Origin of the sequence: Mycobacterium sp. SMC-8, from assembly GCF_025263565.1 — a bacterium.
Classification (GTDB): domain Bacteria; phylum Actinomycetota; class Actinomycetes; order Mycobacteriales; family Mycobacteriaceae; genus Mycobacterium.
Genome location: NZ_CP079865.1, coordinates 2,800,875 through 2,820,123, shown reverse-complemented (window position 1 = coordinate 2,820,123; position 19,249 = coordinate 2,800,875). Strand labels below are relative to the sequence as shown.

At 69.0% G+C, this 19,249-nt stretch carries 14 protein-coding genes; 9 read left to right on the top strand and 5 right to left on the bottom strand.

Annotation, left to right across the window (positions count from 1 at the left end):
* Nucleotides 1-37: 37 nt before the first annotated feature.
* From KXD97_RS13730 to KXD97_RS13715, 4 genes are all read right to left on the bottom strand, one after another.
* Nucleotides 38-1,462, bottom strand: coding sequence for an HNH endonuclease signature motif containing protein (locus KXD97_RS13730; RefSeq protein WP_260757378.1), 1,425 nt, complete (start codon nucleotides 1,460-1,462; stop codon nucleotides 38-40).
* 65 nt (nucleotides 1,463-1,527) lie between these two features.
* Entirely contained in the window at nucleotides 1,528-3,237 is a 1,710-nt protein-coding gene (locus tag KXD97_RS13725; protein ID WP_260757377.1) for a GAF domain-containing sensor histidine kinase, read from the bottom strand.
* 57 nt (nucleotides 3,238-3,294) lie between these two features.
* On the bottom strand, nucleotides 3,295-4,239 hold the full coding sequence (locus KXD97_RS13720) for a 1-phosphofructokinase family hexose kinase (protein WP_260757376.1): 945 nt from the start codon (nucleotides 4,237-4,239) through the stop codon (nucleotides 3,295-3,297).
* The gene (locus KXD97_RS13715; protein WP_260757375.1) at nucleotides 4,236-6,293 is read right to left on the bottom strand and encodes an erythromycin esterase family protein; all 2,058 of its coding nucleotides are present in this window, start codon (nucleotides 6,291-6,293) and stop codon (nucleotides 4,236-4,238) included. The genes KXD97_RS13720 and KXD97_RS13715 overlap by 4 nt, the downstream gene beginning before the upstream one ends.
* A 102-nt stretch (nucleotides 6,294-6,395) precedes the next feature.
* Here KXD97_RS13715 and KXD97_RS13710 point away from each other — a divergent pair, with 102 nt between their 5' ends.
* Genes KXD97_RS13710 through KXD97_RS13690 form a run of 5 tightly spaced genes read left to right on the top strand, consistent with a single transcriptional unit; the run spans nucleotide 6,396 to nucleotide 10,957 of the window.
* Nucleotides 6,396-7,502 carry a 4Fe-4S dicluster domain-containing protein gene (locus KXD97_RS13710; protein ID WP_260757374.1) on the top strand — a complete coding sequence of 369 codons (1,107 nt, stop codon included), beginning with the start codon at nucleotides 6,396-6,398 and terminating at the stop codon, nucleotides 7,500-7,502.
* Nucleotides 7,495-8,334, top strand: a complete 840-nt coding sequence (locus KXD97_RS13705) for an FAD/NAD(P)-binding protein (RefSeq protein WP_260757373.1) — start codon at nucleotides 7,495-7,497, stop codon at nucleotides 8,332-8,334. The genes KXD97_RS13710 and KXD97_RS13705 overlap by 8 nt, the downstream gene beginning before the upstream one ends.
* Nucleotides 8,335-9,123, top strand: coding sequence for an oxidoreductase (locus KXD97_RS13700; RefSeq protein WP_260757372.1), 789 nt, complete (start codon nucleotides 8,335-8,337; stop codon nucleotides 9,121-9,123).
* Entirely contained in the window at nucleotides 9,120-10,421 is a 1,302-nt protein-coding gene (locus KXD97_RS13695; RefSeq protein WP_260757370.1) for a Ni/Fe hydrogenase subunit alpha, read from the top strand. Before KXD97_RS13700 ends, KXD97_RS13695 begins: the two co-directional genes overlap by 4 nt.
* Nucleotides 10,418-10,957, top strand: coding sequence for a hydrogenase maturation protease (locus KXD97_RS13690; protein WP_260757369.1), 540 nt, complete (start codon nucleotides 10,418-10,420; stop codon nucleotides 10,955-10,957). The genes KXD97_RS13695 and KXD97_RS13690 overlap by 4 nt, the downstream gene beginning before the upstream one ends.
* Here KXD97_RS13690 and otsB read toward each other — a convergent pair.
* Nucleotides 10,916-14,860 (bottom strand): trehalose-phosphatase, encoded by a 3,945-nt coding sequence (otsB, locus tag KXD97_RS13685; protein ID WP_260757368.1) that lies wholly within the window; start codon nucleotides 14,858-14,860, stop codon nucleotides 10,916-10,918. The genes KXD97_RS13690 and otsB overlap by 42 nt on opposite strands.
* 168 nt (nucleotides 14,861-15,028) lie before the next feature.
* Here otsB and ppsA point away from each other — a divergent pair, with 168 nt between their 5' ends.
* From ppsA to KXD97_RS13665, 4 genes are read left to right on the top strand one after another with little or no spacing between them, the layout of a single operon-like run.
* Complete coding sequence (ppsA, locus tag KXD97_RS13680; protein WP_260757366.1) at nucleotides 15,029-17,308, top strand: phosphoenolpyruvate synthase; 2,280 nt, start codon at nucleotides 15,029-15,031, stop codon at nucleotides 17,306-17,308.
* Complete coding sequence (locus tag KXD97_RS13675) at nucleotides 17,305-17,727, top strand: hypothetical protein (RefSeq protein ID WP_260757364.1); 423 nt, start codon at nucleotides 17,305-17,307, stop codon at nucleotides 17,725-17,727. Before ppsA ends, KXD97_RS13675 begins: the two co-directional genes overlap by 4 nt.
* A gap of 28 nt (nucleotides 17,728-17,755) precedes the next feature.
* Nucleotides 17,756-18,328, top strand: coding sequence for a universal stress protein (locus KXD97_RS13670; RefSeq protein ID WP_260757363.1), 573 nt, complete (start codon nucleotides 17,756-17,758; stop codon nucleotides 18,326-18,328).
* Between the two features lie 41 nt (nucleotides 18,329-18,369).
* A complete protein-coding gene (locus KXD97_RS13665) occupies nucleotides 18,370-19,248 on the top strand; it encodes a universal stress protein (protein ID WP_260757362.1) in 879 nt (292 codons plus the stop codon).
* Nucleotide 19,249: the final 1 nt, after the last annotated feature.

Sequence of the window (19,249 nt, the reverse complement as noted above, 5' to 3'; positions counted from 1 at the left end):
CGGCAAGGGCGCGGGCTGACCCGGTGAACGGTGATACTCAGAACGGCGGCGGTTCGTAGGTGGCGGCGAGCCAGGCCTGATGCTGGCGTTCACGTTCGGCGTTGATCTCGATACGCTGTCGGCGTTCACGGGCGATGCGGGCCTGCCGTTCCTGCTCGCGGGTTCTGGTCCGTCGCGGCATCATCGCCGCCTTGTCCGGCGCCTCCGCGGGCACGTCAACATCGGGCAGGGCCGCCGACGGTGTCGCCAAGGTCGGAAACAACAGTCCGCCAAGCGGTTCGGTGACATAGACATGCCCGGTCGGTGCGGTCAGCACGACCGTGCCGTCGCGGCGCTGCTCGTCACGCCAGCCGTACACCCCGGTGAGGAACGTCTTGATCACGTGATGGGTACGGCAGTAATGCTTGAGCCCTGAGGCATGCGTGACCCCGAACGGCCACCGCGTCGTATGGTCGACATCGCAGCGCTCCACCGGGGCGTCGCAACCCGGGAACCGGCAGGTCAAATCCCGCCACTGCAGGAAATCCTTCAACCCGGCCGAGGGCCGATACCCCTTCTCCGGTGCGGCGGCAGGCAATCGCACCGGCGTGAGCTTCGCCGTCTTGGCCGCGGCACGAACCTCCTCGGCCGGCAGCACCCCGAACCCCGACAGGTATCCCGCCCTATCGCCGTTCCCGTCCACCGTGGCCTGCTCGGCAAGGATGTGGATGACCACCTGCGCCGCGGACTCCCGCAGCACCCCCGCCGCGCAATCTGCGGCGCCGCACTCACAAATCAGGCTCGACTCCCCCCGCCCCAACGCCCCCGCCGCGTCGGCCCGCAGATTGTTGTGCGAGCGCGGGTCATTACCGCACACCGTGGCAGCGATGGCCTCCAGACGCTGATCCAGCGCCGCGGCATCGCGGGCATTGAGCACTCCCCCGGCAAAGGCCATCCCCGGCACATCCGGTGTCACATCAAAGTAGCGGTTGTCCTTGGCCACCGGCGGCACCCGCACCGCAGCCGGATCGAAATCGGCCACATACAGATCCACCCGGTCCCGAAGCTTGTTCTTGGACAACCGCATCCACCGCGACAACCTCGCAGCGATGGCTGCATCGAGAGCGCCGATCACGTCGTCCTCAACGTTCTCGGTGCGGGTCAGCACCGTCTGCACCATGCGGAAATCGACATCGCCACGGGCGAACGCTTCGGCGACCTTGGGCAACCGGGTGTACAACGACACCGCCATCTGCACCTGGTTCCTGGACCGAGACCGGCTGATGTTCTGCGCGGCCGACACCTCAGCCGCCACCGCCTCATACACGTCGGTGTGATGAAAGCCGGCATCGGCGTAATCACGCTGGCGACAGTGGAACAACACAGCCACAGCTTCGAGCCGCTGCGCGATCGCCGCCGACTCGGCACGCGCCGCCGAACCCATCGCCTCGATAAGCTCCCGCGGCTCGACACCCTCGAACATACCTTCGATTATGGCAGGCAGCACTGCCACGATGACGCACCAAAAAGCGTGCGCGAAGGGGTGATTCACCGCAGCGGCGCACACCACCGCAGCCGGGTGCCACCGGAGGGCACCGGGTCGACGGTGAATGTGCCGTCGGCCTCGACCGCCCGCTGCTGCAGATTGTTCAACCCGCTTCCGGTGATGTCCGCGGGGATCCCCCGGCCGTTGTCGACGACCTCGATGCACAGCTGGTCCGAGGCGGTGACGCTGACGTCGAGCGTGGTGGCCGCGGCGTGGCGGACCGCGTTGCTGACGGCTTCGCGGAGAACGGCTTCGGCGTGGTCGGCAAGCACCCCGTCGACCACGGACAGCGGTCCTTTGTACTGCACCGTGGTGTGCAACGTGGGGGTGGTGAACTGGGCGACGGCCTCGTCGAGCCGTTGCCGCAACCGGGTGCTGCCGCCCTGACCGCCATGCAGATCGAAGATCGCGGTGCGGATCTCCTGGATTACCTGCTGCAGGTCGTCGACGCACTCGGTGAGTCGTTCCTGGACGTCGGCGGCGCGGGCCCGCGGAATCGTGCCCTGCAGCGCCAGTCCGACGGCGAACAAGCGCTGGATCACGTGATCGTGCAGATCGCGGGCAATGCGGTCGCGGTCGCTGAGCACGTCGAGTTCGCGCAACTGCCGCTGCGTGCTTGCCAGTTGCCAGGCCAGAGCCGCCTGGTCGACGAACGCCGCCATCATGTCGAGATCGTCGCCGTTGAACGGCGGCGCCGGCTGGGGCCGCACCGCCACCAACACGCCGGCGACCGTCTCGGCTGTCCGCAGCGGCAGCACCAGCGCGGGTCCGGGCCCCGAGTGCTGAAAGTCCAGCTCGTCGAAGCGGCGCGGCGTCCCGGTCGCGAAGACGTCCCCGACCGGGCTGTCCGCGATGGGGATCGCGGTCGAGGTGCTCACCGGGCTGTCACCGGCGGTCGCCGCCACCACCAGCTCGTCGACCGGGCCTTCCAGGTCATCGAGGTCGGGACGCACCGCGACCCAGGTGGTCTGCGCTCCGCTGAGGTGCCGCGATTCGTCGGCGACCAGCCGGAAGACCTTCGCGGGATCGACCCCGGAGAGCATCTCGGTGGCGATGTCGCGGGTGGCCTCGATCCAGGACTGCCGGATCTTGGAGTGTTCGTAGAGCCGGGCGTTCTCGATGGCGATGCCCGCCGCGGCCGCCAGCGCCTGGACCAGGACCTCGTCGTCCTCGCTGAACGGCTGCCCGCCCGCTTTCTCCGTCAGGTAGAGATTGCCGAACACCTCGTTGCGGATACGCACTGGTACGCCCAGAAACGTCCGCATCGGTGGATGGTGTTCGGGGAACCCGACCGAGGCCGAATGCTTCGAGATGCTGTCGAGCCTGATCGGCTTCGGATCGTCGATCAGCACACCCAGCACGCCGCGTCCCTCGGGGAGGTGCCCGATCTTCTCCCTGGTGGCCTCGTCGATGCCCTGGTAGATGAACTCGACCAGCTCGTGGTCGTGTCCGCGCACCCCGAGCGCGCCGTAGCGGGCGTCGACCAAGTCGATCGCGGTTCGTACGATTGTGCGCAATGTTTCGTCGAGTTCCAGCCCCGACGTCACCACCAGCATGGCGTCCAGCAGCCCGTCGAGCCTGTCGCGCCCTTCGACGATCTGCTCGACACGGTCCTGCACTTCGTTGAGAAGTTCGCGAAGCCTAAGCTGAGACAGCGTGTCGCGGAGCGGACGCGCGCCGGTTTCGGCGGCCGGCTTGCCCTTGCGGGTCACGCCACCATGGTGCCATCCGTGCGGACGAAACGTGCAACATCGGTCCGAATCCCCGTGTCAGGCATCCGAATGTGATAGTTGCGCCCGGAAATACCGCTCGGCGTCGTCGCGGTGGAACACCGAGGTGCCCGGGGTCTGCAGCTTCGCCGTGGCCGCCGCCATCCCGAACCGCACCGCCCGCTCCAGCGGCCACCGGCGGACGAGGCCGACGGTGATGCCGGCGACCATGGCGTCGCCCGCGCCCACACCACTGACCGACGTGACCGGCAGCGCCGGAAACCGTTCGCCATCAGTGGATGTGACCAGCAGCGCGCCCTGCGAACCCAACGACACCACCACCGCTTTCGTCACGCCGCGGTCGATGAGTTCGCGGGCGGCGGCGACTTGCTCCGGTTCCGTTGCCAGCGCTCTGCCGACACACTCGCGGAGCTCACGGACGCTGGGCTTGAGCAGGTGGACTCCGGACGTGACATGGCTCAGCCCGCTCCCGGACGTGTCCAGAATCAGCAAAACGCCTGTAGCCGTGCAGACGTCGGCGACCCGCCGGTAAAAATCGGGCGGCACCCCCGGTGGCAGGCTGCCGCTGGCGACGACGATCTGCGCGGACCTCGCGGAGCGCCGAAGCGCCTCGAGGCACCGCGCCTGTTCACCTGCACTCAGGACGGGCCCGGGGAGAATGAAGCGGTACTGCTTGCCGCTGACCCGCTCGTTGACGGTAAAGCTCTCCCGCGTCGCACCGTCGATGAGCACCGGGTCCTCCGGTACGCCGGAGGCGTGCACCAGATCGATGACCCGCGCACCGGTGGAGCCACCGGCGGTGAACACCGCCGACACCGACGCACCGAGTGCGTGGGCGAAGCGGGCCACGTTGACCCCGCCGCCGCCCGCGTCGTATCTCTCTGCGCGGCAACGGATCTTCTCGGTCGGAACGACTTCGTCGGCCTCGGCGGTGACATCGAGCGCGGTGTTCATCGTCAACGTGACGATCGCCGAGCCGCTCATAGACCGGTGGGGTAGGTCTCGGGAGTCTCGCCGGCCACCCAGACGCTGGTGACCTCCAGCGGCTCCAGCGCGGTGGTCTTGTCGATGTGGATGATCCCGTCGTACTGTTCGCCGGGCCGGACGTGATAGTAGTGGCTCTGCCGCTCGGTGGCGGGCAGGTAGATCACCCCGATGGCGCGCCCGAGCCGGACGTCGTCCAACGGTTCGGCGGCGGCGCGGCTGATCAGGGGCGACACCAGGTACTCGGGACGGTCGACCTCGTGGAACAGCTCTTCCACACTGCCGTTCAGCGCCGGGCGGACCACCTTGCGCTCGGCGACCCCACCCCACTCGCTCGCCGCTGTGACGGTGCCAGCGTAGGTGGTGAAGCCGATCAGGCGGGCCTGTTCGCCGAGGCTCTCGCGTGCCAGCTGCCCGAGAGTCAGCTGGCCGTCGGCACCGACCTCGGTGGCCCGGGCATCGCCGACGTGAGAGTTGTGCGCCCACACCACGAGCCGCGCCGGTTCGGTACCGCCGCGCTGTTCCAGATGCCGGTCCAGGTGGCGGAGCAGCGCCTCCAGTGTCGTGGCCATGTGCCGGTCGCGAAGATTCCATGACGTGACCCGGCCACCGAACATCGCCCGGTAGTACATCTCCGCGTCACGGACCGTCTGCGCGTTCTGCTGGGCGTAGAAGAGTTCGTCCTCGGCGAGCATCCCGTCGCGGCGCGCATACTCCAGGGCGTTGCGGTGCAGTTCGACGAGCTGTTCGACCGCTTGGCGTTCGCAGGACAGACCGGCACCGAACGCGGCGGCAAAACCGTAGGCCTGACCGTCGTCGGCCGAAGTGTAGTCGAAGCAGGAGTAGTGCTCGCGTGCCCGCTGCGCCGCAGCAGGATCGACGTTGTCCAGGAAGTGGACGACCTCGCGCATGGACCGGTGCAGGCTGTAGAGGTCCAGTCCGTAGAAGCCCGCCTCCCGGTTGCCGTGCGCGCGGCGCTCGGCATTGCTTGCCCGCAGCCATCCGACGAAATCCCGCACCACGGTGTTGCGCCACATCCACGCCGGGAAACGCTCGAAGCCGCTCAACGCCTCTTCGGCCGAGCCGTCACCGCCTTGCCCGCGCACATAGCGGTTCACCCGGTAGGCGTCGGGCCAGTCGGCCTCGGCGGCCACCGCGCAGAAACCCTTCTCCTCGATCAACCACTTGGTGATCTCGGCGCGGGCGTCGTAGAACTCGCTTGTGCCGTGGGAACTCTCGCCGATCAGCACGACGCGCGCGTCACCGATCAGCTCGTCGAGCGCCTCCCGCGGCGGCACACCCGCGGGGGCGTTCACGGCGCAGCGGCCGACGATCTCGGCGGGAGTCTCGGCCAGCCGGATCCGCGCCGTGCCCGTCCCGACGGTCGGGGTCTGGAGAAGTTCGCGCACTTCGTCGTCACTGACCTGCCGGAAGTCCCAGAACGACTCCCCCACTGCGAGAAACGGCGTCGGCATAGAGGCGCACACCACGTCGTCGACGAGGCCGGTGAACTCGCGGCACGTGGATTCCGGGGCCGCCGGCACCGCGATGACGATCTCGGCCGGGTCCATCTCGCGCAGCGCCTGCACAGCGGCCAACATGCTCGCCCCGGTTGCGACCCCGTCGTCGACGAGAATCACTGTCTTACCGGCCAATTCGAGCGGCGGCCGTCCGCCGCGGTAGGCCGCCTCACGACGGAGCAGTTCCCGGCCCTCCCGCTCGGCCACGTCCCGCAGCTGCTGGGGCGACACCCGCAACGCGCGCACCACGTCGTCGTTGACGACCACCCTGCCGCCGCTGGCGAGCGCGCCCATCGCGAACTCGTCGTGGCCGGGCGCGCCGAGCTTGCGCACGATGAACGCATCCAGCGGTGCGCCGAGCGCCGCGGCCACCTCCCAAGCCACCGGGATGCCGCCCCGGGCCAACCCGAGGACCACGACGTTCTCTCGGCCGCGATATCCGCCGAGCAGACCGGCCAACACCTGCCCCGCTTCGCGGCGATCGCGGAGCACTCGTCTGGGCCCGCCGCTCACGGCGCGTCGTGCAATCGTCATGAAGGGACGCTACCCACCGTCCCGGTCCCGAATCTGTGGCACAAAGTCACTTCTTTGGTCAACCATCGGCACCGGAGGCCGTCCAGGGGCACCATGGCTGGCATGGAGGTCGCGGTGATCGAGTCCGCGGGGCTGCAGCAGCTGGTTTCCGCGCTCAAAGACATGGGATTCCGGGTGGTGGGTCCGACCGTGTCCGGCAGTGCGATCGTGCTCGCCGAGATCGACAGCGCCGACGAGCTGCCGGCCGGGTGGGGGGTCGACGTCGCTCCGGGACACTACCGGCTGCGCCGCCGGGACGACGACGCGGTGTTCAACCATTCGGCCGGTCCGCAATCGTGGAAACAGTTCCTGCATCCGCCCCGGCAGAAGATCTGGAGTTCCGGGCCGGGCGGCGCCGACAGCGAGGACCCGCCGGTGCGCTACGCGTTCCTCGGGGTCCGTGGCTGCGACCTCGCCGCGATCGCCGTGCTCAACAGAGTGCTGGGCAGGAGCACCCATCCGGATCAGAGTTTCGCCGAGCGCCTCGGACGCGCGTTCGTCGTCGCGGTCAATTGCACCGAACCGGGAGGTTTGTGCTTCTGCGCCTCGATGGGTACCGGCCCGGCCGCCGGTCCCGGCTACGATCTGGCCCTGACCGAACAGACCGGACAGGACGGCCGCCGCTACCTGGTCGACGTGGCCAGCGACGCCGGCGCCGACGTGCTGCGCCGGGTGTCGCACCGCGATCCGCGCAGTTCCGAAATCGACTGTGCGCGTGACAGTGTCGCCGAGGCGGCACACCACATGGGCCGCCAGATGCCGGCCGGTGACCTGCGCAACCTGCTCGCGGACTCCCGCGAGTCACCGCACTGGGACGAGGTCGCGTCACGCTGCCTGACGTGTGGCAACTGCACCATGGTCTGCCCGACCTGCTTCTGCACCAGCACCGAAGACATCACCGACCTCACCGGCACGCATGCCCAACGGTGGCTGACGTGGGCGTCGTGTTTCGAGTTCGACTTCACGTTCGTCCACGAGGGCAGCGTGCGGCAGTCCGGGTCGTCACGGTACCGGCACTGGCTGACCCACAAACTGGGCACGTGGCACGACCAGTTCGGCACATCGGGCTGTGTGGGCTGCGGACGCTGTATCGCGTGGTGCCCCACCGGGATCGACATCACCGAAGAGATGACGACCTTGTCGGAACTGGCGGATCAGGGCGATGACTGAGACCGGCCGCCCGGCCATGACGCCGGTCCCCTACCGCGTGGTCAGCCGTGTCATCGAGAACCGCGATTCGGTGACCTTGCATCTGGCGCCGGTCGACGCCGCGCTGCCTCCGCCCGCGCCCGGCGAGTTCATGATGCTGTACGCGTTCGGGATCGGCGAGATCGCGATCTCGGTGAGCGGCCTGCCGGATCCGCCGGATCAGACCGTCACCCACACCGTGCGGGCCGTGGGCGCGGTCAGCCGGGCCCTCCACGATGCCGAACCGGATTCGGTGATCGGCCTGCGCGGACCTTTCGGCACCAGCTGGGCGCTGGCCGGCGCCACCGGTCGCGACCTCGTGATCGTCGCGGGCGGAGTCGGATTGGCGCCGCTGCGGCCGGTGGTGTGCGTCGCGCTGGCCGAACGGGACCGGTTCGGCCGGGTGACGTTGATCGCGGGTGCGCGGACCCGCGAGGACTTCCTGTTCGCCGACGAGCTCGACGGCTGGAGCCGGCAAGGGGTCATCGACGTGCACGTCACCGTCGACGTGCCGGTGCAGGGCTGGCAGGGCGAGACCGGCAACGTCTGCGAGCCGCTGCGCAGGCTGCCGCTGCACCCAGACACCACGACGGCATTCCTGTGCGGGCCGGAGATGATGATGCGCGGCGCAGCCGCCGAGCTGCTGCGAAAAGGACTGGCGCCGAACGCAATCGAACTCTCAGTCGAACGCAACATGCAGTGCGGCGTCGGCTGGTGCGGGCACTGCCAGCTGGGCCCGCTGCTGTTGTGCCGCGACGGTCCGGTCGTCGGCTACGACGTCGTCGGGCCGTTGTTGCAGGTCGAGGAGCTATAGATGAGTGTCCCCAGGCTCGCGGTGTGGAAGTTCGCCTCGTGTGACGGCTGCCAGCTGACGCTGCTCGACTGCGAAGACGAGCTGCTGACCCTCGCCGGGCAGGTAGAGATCGCCACGTTCCTGGAGGCGTCCAGCGCGATCGCCGCCGGCCCCTATGACGTCTCTCTGGTCGAGGGATCGATCACCACCGCGGCCGACGCGCGGCGGATCGCCGAGATCCGGGCCCAATCGCAGATCCTGGTGACGATCGGCGCGTGCGCGACCGCGGGCGGGATTCAGGCGCTGCGCAACTTCGCCGACGTCGACGAGTTCACCTCGCTCGTGTACGCGCAACCCGAGTACATCGACACCCTGGCGACCTCGACGCCCGCCTCGGCGCATGTCACGGTCGACTACCAGCTCCAGGGGTGCCCGATCGACCGCGGACAACTGCTCGACACCCTCGCGGCGCTGCTGGTCGGCAGGAAACCCCGGCTGCCCGCCAAGACGGTGTGCACCGAGTGCAAGAACCGCGGTGTCACCTGCGTCGTGGTCGCCGACGGCACCCCGTGCCTGGGCCCGGTCACACACGCGGGTTGCGGCGCGCTGTGCCCGTCGCTGTCCCGAGGGTGTTACGGCTGCTTCGGCCCGGCCGCTACGCCGAACACCGCGGCGCTGATCCCGGTGCTGCGCCGCGACGGGATGTCGGGCCCCGACGTCGAGCGGGTGTTCAGCACGTTCAACGTCACCCGCTTCGCCGGCCAACGCAACGACACCGCACGCACCGACACCGAGCGCAACGAGCCGTGAACGCCGGGAACAACGGAAGCCGCACCCTACGCGTCGGAGCACTGACCCGGGTCGAGGGTGAGGGTGCGCTGAACGTCACGCTGACCGGCGGTGTGGTCGACACCGTGGAACTCAACATCTACGAACCGCCGCGGTTCTTCGAGGCGTTCCTGCGCGGCCGCTCCTACACCGAGCCGCCCGACCTCACCGCCAGGGTGTGCGGCATCTGCCCAGTCGCGTACCAGGTCAGCGCGTGCAACGCCATCGAGGACGCCTGCGGGGTGACCGTCGACCCCGAGCTGGTCGCGTTGCGCCGGCTGCTGTACTGCGGCGAGTGGATCCACAGCCACGCCCTGCACATCTTCCTGTTGCATCTGCCCGACTTCCTGGGCTACCCCGACATCGTCGCGATGGCCCGGGACCACACCGAGCTCGTCGAGCGCGGGCTGGCGCTCAAGAAGGCGGGCAACCGGCTGATGGAGCAGCTCGGCGGCCGCGCCATCCATCCGGTCAACGTGCGGTTGGGCGGCTTCTACTCCGTCCCGTCCCGTGCACAGCTGCGGCCGCTGGCCGAGCTGCTGCGCCGCGCCCTCGACGACGCGCTGCACACCGCTGACCACATCACGCGGCTCGATTATCCGGACACCGAGTTCGACCACGATTTCCTGGCGTTGACCGCCACCGACCGCTACCCGATCGAGAACGGGACCGTCGCACGCAGCTCCGGACCGTCGTTCGACGTCCGCGACTTCGGCGACCACGTCGTCGAATCGCAGGTGCCGCATTCCACGGCGCTGCACGCGACCCTGGACGGCGCCCGCTACCTGACCGGCCCGCTGGCGCGGTACTCACTGAACTCGGCGCGCCTGTCCCCGTTGGCAGCCCAGACCGCGGCGGACGCCGGTCTCGCCGCGACCTGCCGTAACCCTTTCCGCAGCATCGTCGTTCGCGCGGTGGAGGTGGTGTACGCGCTCGACGAGGCACTGCGCATCATCGACAGCTACCAACCGCCTTCGCGTCCGCATGTCGACGTGCCGGCCCGCGCCGGGGTCGGGCACGGCGCGAGTGAGGCGCCGCGCGGACTGCTGTACCACCGCTACGAGATCGGCGACGACGGCCTGATCCGCGCGGCGACGATGGTGCCCCCGACGGCACAGAACCAGGCCGCGCTCGAACACGAGATGGGCATGCTGGTGGGCGCCAACCTCGACCTCGACGACGTCGCGCTGACGTCGCTGTGCGAGAAGGCGATCCGCAACCATGACCCGTGCATCTCCTGTGCCGCGCACTTTCTCACGCTGACGGTCGAACGCCGTTGAGCGCGTTGGTGATCGGTGTGGGCAACCCGTTCCGTCGCGACGACGGCATCGGCCCGGTCGTCGCCGCCGAGGTGGGCAAGCTGTCACTGCGCGGGGTGCGGGTCATGGTCGCCACCGACGATCCAGCCGAGATGATCGATGCGTGGGACGGGACCGAGCTGACTGTGGTGGTCGACGCGGCCGCCGGCGACGACGCCGTCCCGGGCCGGATCCGCCGCTGGACACCGGAGGCCGGGTTGCGGCCGGCAACGGTGAGCACACATGCACTGGACCTGCCCGCGGCCTATGCGCTCGGGCAGGTTCTGGGCCGTGCGCCGCGGCGGCTGGTGGTGCTCGCCGTCGACGCGGCCGAGGTGGCATTCGGTGATGGGCTGAGCTCCGCGCTCACAGCGGCGGTGCCGACGGTGGTTGCCGCGGTGGTGTCCGAACTGCGGGGCGGGCCACCTTGCGCCGGATCGTGTCAGGGACCGCCGGCACCCGGGTCAGCCCGGTCATCAAGTGAATTCCACCGTGCCACCGGCGACGAGATTCTGTGACTGGCCCCGGCATTCGACCAGTACCGGCGAGGCGTCACTGGGTTCTGCACTGAGCGTCGAGGACCGCCCCGACACCGTCAACCTGAGCCGGTGCCCGCGGTAGCGGAACGTATAGGCCAGCCTGCCCAGCGGCTCGGGCCACAGCGGGCCGACCACGATCCGGTCACGGCGCAGCTCCAGCCCGGTGAAGCACCGCTGCAACAGGTCGATGCTGCCCGCCATGGCCGCCAGATGGATGCCCTCGGGAGTGGTGCCGCGCTGGATGTCGACCACGTCGGAGGCCATCACCTGACGGAAGTAGTGCATGGCCTGGCGACGGTTGCCGCGGGCGAGCACCCAGGAGTGCACCACCGCGCTCAAGGTGGACCCGTGTGAGGTGCGCTGCCGGTAGTAGTCGATGGTGGCCGGGATCTGATCGGGCACGAAGTTGTAGCCGAGGCGGTCGAACAACTCGTACAGCTCGTCGGCGGACAGCAGGTAGAACAGCATCAACGTGTCGGCCTGCTTGCCCGCCTGGTAGTTGTTGACGCTGTCGCCCTCGGCTTCGAGAATGCGGTCCAGCCGCTGCAGGTTGTCGTAGCGGCTCCGGTACGCCTCCCAATCCAGTTCGCGCAGCTGCTCGTAACCCTCGAACTGGCTGATGACGCCATCGTGGAACGGCACGAACATCCGCCGGCTGACGTCCTCCCACTGCGCGAGGTCCTCGTCACCGACCCCGACCGTCTCCAGAAGCGCCAGCCGGTAGGACAGCGGCAACCGCTCGAGGGCCTCCAGGGTCCGCATGATCACCCACACCGCCATCAGGTTGGTGTAGGCGTTGTTGTCGATTCCGTCGTACTCCCGGCCCGGATAACCGGAGTGGAACTCGTCCGGGCCGATCACCCCGCGGATCACATACCGGTCCCGCTGTGGGTCCAGGCTCGCGGCGCTGACCCAGAACTTGGTGATCTCGACCAGCATCTCGGCGCCGTAGTCGATGAGGAACCCGATGTCTCCGGTGACCTGATAGTGCTGCCAGACGTTGAAAGCGATGGCCAGGCCCACGTGGTGGGCGCGGGCGCTGGCGTCGAGGTTCCACCGACCCGACCGCGGATTCAGATGCAGCCGTTGACTTTCCTCGCGGCCATCGCTGCCCGACTGCCACGGAAACATCGCCCCCGCGAACCCCGCCTCGAACGCAGCCCGTCGGGCCTCGGATAACCGCCGGTAGCGGTACAGCAGAAGCGAGCGGGTGACCTTCGGCAACCGCATGTTCATCACCGGGAAGACGAACAGCTCGTCCCAGAACACGTGGCCCCGGTAGGCCTCGCCGTGCAGTCCCCGCGCCGGCACGCCGACGTCGAGATCGGCGGTGTGCGGGGACAGCGTCTGGAGCAGGTGCAGCTGGTGCAGGCGCACGAGGCGCAGCAGATCGGGGTCGTGTCCCATGTCGACGTTGAACCGCTCCCAGAGGTGGGCCCACGCCAGCCGGTGCCGTTCCTCCAGTTCGTCGAAGCCGGGGGTGGCGGCCACTTCACGCTCGGCCGCAGTGACCGGCCCGGAGATGCCGTGGTCGCGGCTGGTGTACACCGCGACCACCTTCTCCAGTGTGACGGCACGACCGCCGGTGACCTCGACGGCGATGTCGTGGCCGATCCGGGTGTCGTCCCGGATGATCGCGCGGGCGACCGACGCGGGTTCCCCTCCGGTCAGGCGGTTGCGTGCCGCGACCGCGACCTGGATCTGCGACTCACCGGTCTGCGCCTCCAACAGCACGGCGTCATCGGACAATTCGCGCAGACCGTCGACCGTCAGGTGCCGCGAGGACAGGTCACGGTATCGCTCCACTCCGAGGTTCTCCACCCCTCCGTCGATCACCGAACGGAATTCCAGTCTCCCGGACCAGTTCTCGGCATGGACGGTGGTCCGCATCGCCGCCACGTGCGGCCGGTGCATCGCCACCAGCCGGCGCTGCCGGACATCCGTGATCCGCCCTTGCCCGTCCCGCATCACGAACTCTCGGGTCAGGGTGGCGCGGCGCAGGTCCAGCGTGCAGACGTAGGAGGTGAGTTCGACCGCGTCGATGTCGAACCACTCCCCGCCGTCGATGCGGAACGTCACCGGCAGCCAGTTGGGCAGATTCACCATGCTCTCGTTGTCGACGGTGGTGCCCGAGATCTCGTCGGTGAGACGGTTGTAGATCCCCGCCGCGTAGGTGCCCGGGTAGTGGGACCGCCCGGCACCGCACTCGGGCGCGGCGCCCCTGGCCGCCAGGTAGCCGTTGCCGAGCGTGCACAGCGCCTCCCGGAGCCGCTCGTCGTCGGGCAGATAGCCGCCGAACGTGAGCATCCACGGATCGTTGGTGATGTCCTGTTCGACGGCGAGCTGATCGGATAGCCGGGTGAGAAAGCGGCAGACGGCTTCTGGCCCGTCAAGGGCGAACCGCGCCGCGGACCGGCGGTCCCCCGATTCCGCGTTGCGGACCACCACTCCGATCCCCCGCAGGCGCACCGCGTCGAAGCCGTCCTCGTCGGTCAGGTCGTCACCGATGTACACGGGCAGCAGCAACTCGTCACCGTCGATGCGGTCGAGGATCCACTCGACCGCCTTGCCCTTGTTCCAGCCGGTGTCCGGTTGCAGCTCGATGACCTTGCGCCCACCGCCGGCGCGCAGACCGTGACGCTGACCGATGATCCGGACCGCCGCGACCACGTCGTCGACCGAACCGGGGTCGACGTTGCGATAGTGCACGGCGATCGAAAAACGCTTGTCCTCGATGAGCACGCCGTCGACTCCGCCGACCCGCCCGCGCAGCTCGGTCAGGGCACCGGCGAGCACGCGCACGGCTTCCAGGCCTGCTTCGTTGTCGTGACGCACCCCGTCCGAGGAGCAGAGTTCGAACCCGTGACTGCCGGCGTACCAGATGCCGGGGACCCCGATCCGGTCCCGGATGTCGGCCAGGCTGCGGCCACTGATCACCGCGACAGGGCAGCGTGCCGTGAGCGCTTCGAGCATCGCCCGGGCCCCGGGGATCAGCGTCGCCGTGGCGGGGTCACCGACGATGTCGGACAGCGTGCCGTCGAAATCGAGCAGCACGGCGGGCCTGCGCGTCTCGGCCAGTGGCACGATCTCGCTGTAGGACAGCAGCGCGTCGGACAGTTCGGAGATGTGCCGATAGTTGTCGCGCACGGTGACCGCGACCAGATCGGGTATCACGACGTCCGCACCACAGCGGCGCAGGTCCTCGGCGCGGTCGGCCCGGTCCACTCCGATGATCAACGCAAAGCCGCCTTCACGCGCGGCGGTGATTCCCGCGAGCCCGTCGTCGACGACGACGCAGCGCCCCGGATGGACCCCGAGCCGCTTGGCGGTCTCCCGCAGCATCGCCAGATCGGGTTCACCGGGCAAGCCCAGCTCGTCGGCCACGACGCCGTCCACCCGCACGGGGAACAGGTCAGAAACACCTGCTGCATCCAGCAATTCGGCGCAGTCACGGCTGGTCGAGAACACCGCCACGGCGATATCGGCCGCCAACAGCCGGCGCACCAGGTCCACGGTCGAGGCGAACACCGGCACCCCGTCGGCCAGCATGTCGGCGAACAGCTGCTGGCGGCGGTGAACCAGACCCCAGACGCTGGCGTCGTCCAGTCCCTCCGGCGCGCCGTCCGGGACGGCGATCCCGCGGCTCTCCAGGAATCCCTTCACCGCATCGAAAGGCTTTCTGCCGGAGATGAAGTCGCGGAAATCCCGGTCCGTCGCGGCGGACAGATCCTCGCCCGGCGCGGCGGACCGCCGGCTGAGGAAGTCGTCGAATGTGGCCTTCCACGCGGCGGCGTGCAGCGCCGCGGTGTCGGTCACCACCCCGTCCATGTCGAAGAGCACCGCGTCGTGATGGCGCGGATCGATGAACACCGGCAGCCCCATCTCCTCATGCCAGCGCGCCGGAGCCCGTCCCGGAAGGGGACGAAGTCCTTTTCCGCGGTTGAGTGTCCCAAAGAGGACCTAAGCCCCTACCAACTAAGGACTTTCGGCCCGGACGAAAGCGACCTCACACGCTACGCCGGGGCGACGGTGGGGGTGCAGGCTTGCCCCATGGACTCAGGAACCCGCCACTCCCACCTGCGCGACATCTCGGCCCTGACCATCGGTGACGCCGAGGAGGCCGGCGGCAAGGGCGCCAACATGGGCGAGCTCGTCGCCGCGAAACTCCCCGTGCCGCCGGGCTTCGTCCTGCTGCGCGACTGCTACCGGGACTCCATGCGCGCCGGCGGCGTCGAGGCGGAGCTGGCGGCGCTTCATCGCGAGGCGCTCGACAACGTTGCCGACACCACGCGGCTCGGTGAGCTCTGCGAGCGCATGCAGGGCCTGGTGCGCAAGGCCGGCGTCGACGACACCACCAGGTCGGCGATGCTGGCGGCTTATCACGCGATGGGCCCGGGCACCGTGGTCGCCGTGCGCTCGTCGGCCACCGGCGAGGACGGCGCCGACGCGTCGTTCGCCGGGATGAACGCGACCCTGACCAACATCACCGGCGACGACGGACTCGTCACCGCGGTGACGCGGTGCTGGATGTCGCTGTTCAGTCCGCGCGTCATCACCTACCGGGCCAGCCGCGGTTTCCTCGGCGATCCCGCGATGGCCGTGGTGGTGCAGCAGATGGTCGACTCGGACAAATCAGGTGTGGCCTTCACCGCCGACCCGAGCACCGGCGCACGGGACCGCGTGGTGATCGAAGCCGCGTTCGGTCTCGGCGAGGTGGTGGTCTCCGGCGCGGTGGAACCCGACACCTACGTGGTCTCCAAGGACACCATGCAACCGATCGACGTCCGGCTGGGCAACAAGGCTTTCAAGATTGTGCGGGGTGAGGACGGCACCGACACGCACGTGCAGCTCGACGACGCCACCGCGGCATCCCGGGTGCTGACCGACGGGGAGCTGCACTCGATCGCCGAGCTGGCGATCGCCACCGAGCGCCACAACGGCTGCCCGCAGGACACCGAGTGGGCCATCGCCGACGGCGCCGCCTACCTGGTGCAGGCCCGGCCGATCACCACGCTTGGGCACACCACCCCGCCGGCCCGGACCGAGCATGTGGTGCTGGCCCGCGGGCTGGCCGCGGCGCCGGGCATCGCGTCGGGCAAGGTGCGGGTGCTGCAGACACCGGACGAGGGGCATCGCCTGCAGGAGGGGGAGATCCTGGTCGCGCAGATGACGAACCCGGACTGGCTGCCCACGATCCGGCGGGCGGCCGCGCTGGTCACCGACACCGGAGGAATGACATGCCACGCCGCGATCGTGGCACGCGAACTGGGGGTCCCCTGCATCGTCGGCACCCGCACCGGGACCCGGGACTTGCACGACGGCACCACCGTCACCGTCGACGGCGCCCGCGGCGAGGTGGTGTCGGGCCGCGTCGAGCAGGCACCGCAGGTCACGGTGGCCGAACGCACCGCGCCGGTCGCGGCGACAGGGGAGGTCACCGGAACCAGGGTGTACGTGAACCTCGCGATGCCGGAGAGCGCGGAAACCGTTGCCGCCCAACCGGTCGACGGGGTGGGTCTGCTGCGCGCGGAGTTCATGCTGACCGAGGCGCTCGGCGGTCGCCATCCCCGTGACCTGATCGCGCACGGCGAACAGGACAGCCTCGTCGAGAAGATGGTGTCCTCGGTGGGCAGGATCGCGGCGGCGTTCGCGCCGCGGCCCGTGGTCTACCGCGCCACCGACTTCCGCAGCAACGAGTTCCGCGGACTCAAAGGCGGCGCCGAATACGAACCGGTGGAACACAATCCGATGATCGGGTTCCGCGGCTGCTACCGCTACATCAAGGAACCAGAACTGTTCGCGCTCGAGCTGGAGGCGCTGGCCCGGGTGCGGGAGCAATCGCCGAACGTCGCGCTGATGATCCCGTTCGTGCGCACCCGGTGGGAGCTCGAGGAGTGCCTGTCGCTGGTCGATGCGAGCCCGCTGGGCCGCCAACGCGGAGTGCACCGCTGGGTGATGGCCGAGGTGCCGTCGGTGGTGCACTGGCTGCCCGAGTACATCGGCATGGGGATCGACGGGGTCTCCATCGGCAGCAACGACCTGACCCAACTGCTGCTCGGCGTCGACCGGGATTCCGACGTGTGTGCCGAACTGTTCGACGAATCCGATCCCGCGGTGCTGCATGCCATCCGGCGGATCATCCAGACCGCCAACAAGTTCGGAATCACCTCGTCACTGTGCGGTCAGGCGCCGTCGACCAACCCGGCGTTCGCCGAGCACCTGGTGCGGCTCGGCATCACCTCGGTGTCGGTGAACCCCGACGCCGTGGACGCCACCCGCCGGGTGATCGCCGCCGCGGAGCGGCGGATCCTGCTCGCCTCCGCACGGTGACGGTCGACCGGGACCACGTGGAGCACCTCGACGACCACGAGCTCGAAGCGGCGGTCCGACGCACGACGATTTTCGCGCGCATCTCGCCGACTCAGAGCAGACCCTCCCCGGCACTGGTGGTCGCCACCGCGTCGGCAATCGTGGTCGGTGTCGCGCTCACGATCTCACCCCTGGGCCCCCACCTCGGATTCACGCCACTGCCCTGGCAGTTCTTCGCCGCGCTGGCGGCATTGACGCTCGCCTACCTGGTCCTGGTCGACGTCACCAAGACGATGTTTTACGGCGAACCCGTGCATGTGGCCGACGAGCCCCTGCGCACCCGTGGGCGTGCCCACCGGGTGCACCGGCGCGCCGCGCGGTTCAGTCACCCTGCAAGGACCAATGGCCCTAGGCCGGTTCCGCGCGGCTCCCTAACGTGAGAATCACACTCTGCGAACGGAGAACGCGATGACAACCGCGAACAGCTCCATGCCCGTGGTCGCCGGTGTCGACGGTTCGGCGGCGGCCCTGGGCGCTGCGCTGTGGGCGGTGCACGAAGCCGCCGCACGGGGGACCGCACTGCGGTTGGTCTACGTCACCAAGCCGGTCCACCGCAACGCCGCCGAGTACGCCTGCGAGTACGCCGAGGACGTGCGCCGGGGTCGTGAGAGTCTGCGTGAGGCAAAGGGGATCATCGTCGCGGTCAACGACCGTCCCCACAACGGCGTCGTCATCGAGCAGGCGCTGCAGGAGGCGGCACTGCGTCATGCTCCGGTGCTGGTTCTGGGCGACAGCGAGGCGGCGGCGTCGACTGACGCACTCGAACAACGAATCCGTCCCTGGCATCAGCGCTACCCGCAGGTGCACGTTTATCCGATCACCGACCGGGCCGACGTCGCGCACTTCCTGAAAAAGCACGACGAACCCGTGCTTCTCGCTGTGATCGGTGACGACGAGGCCCACGAGGTCGCACAGATCGTCGGCCACGGCCGCTCCGCGCTGCGGCACGGCGCGTCCTCGGCGCTCGTCGTCCGGTCCTGATGGTTTCCGAAACACCCGCCCAAACACACAAGGAGACAGCCATGCGCGAAGCCACCGATCTCGGGATCCTCGTCGGCGTCGACGGCTCATCCGAGTCGCATGCGGCGGTGCGGTGGGCCGCCCAGGAAGCGGTCCTGCGTCAGCGCCCGGTGACACTGATGCACGTCGTGTCGCCGATCGTGGTCACGTGGCCGATCGAGACGGTCGTGTCGAGTTTCTATGACTGGCAGGAAGACAACGCCCAGCGGGTGCTCAAGCAGGCCCAGGAGATCCTGGCCGCAGCGGTGCCGGACGGCGCGCCGCTGGCGGTAAACGTCGAGCTCCGCCACGACGGCATCGTGCCCGAGTTCACCGATGCCTCCAAACACGCCGACGTGCTGGTGCTCGGCAGTCGTGGGCTGGGCCCGGTCGGCGGCGCAGTGCTGGGGTCGGTCAGCCGCACACTGCTGCACCATGCGCGGTGTCCGGTTGTGATCACCAAAGAGGGTGTGGTGCAGAAGGACAGCGGCACACTGCCGGTGCTGCTCGGCATCGACGGTTCCCCGGCGTCGGAGAAGGCCACGGCGTTCGCCTTCGACGAGGCCTCCCGACGCGGCGCCGACCTGGTGGCGCTGCACGCGTGGAGCGACGTCGCCGTCTTCCCGATCCTCGGAATGGACTGGCAGCAGTACGAGCAGCAGGGACACGAGATCCTCGCCGAGCGGCTGGCCGGCTGGCAGGAGCGCTATCCCGACGTTCACGTCCGGCGCCGGATCGTGTGCGACAAGCCGGCCCGGTGGCTGATCGACGAGTCCCGGCAGTGTCAGCTCGTGGTCGTCGGCAGCCGCGGTCGCGGCGGCGTCGCGAGTCTGCTGTTGGGCTCGGTCAGCACCGCCGTCGCCGAGTCGGCGCTCGCGCCGGTCGCCGTCGTGCGCGGCTGAG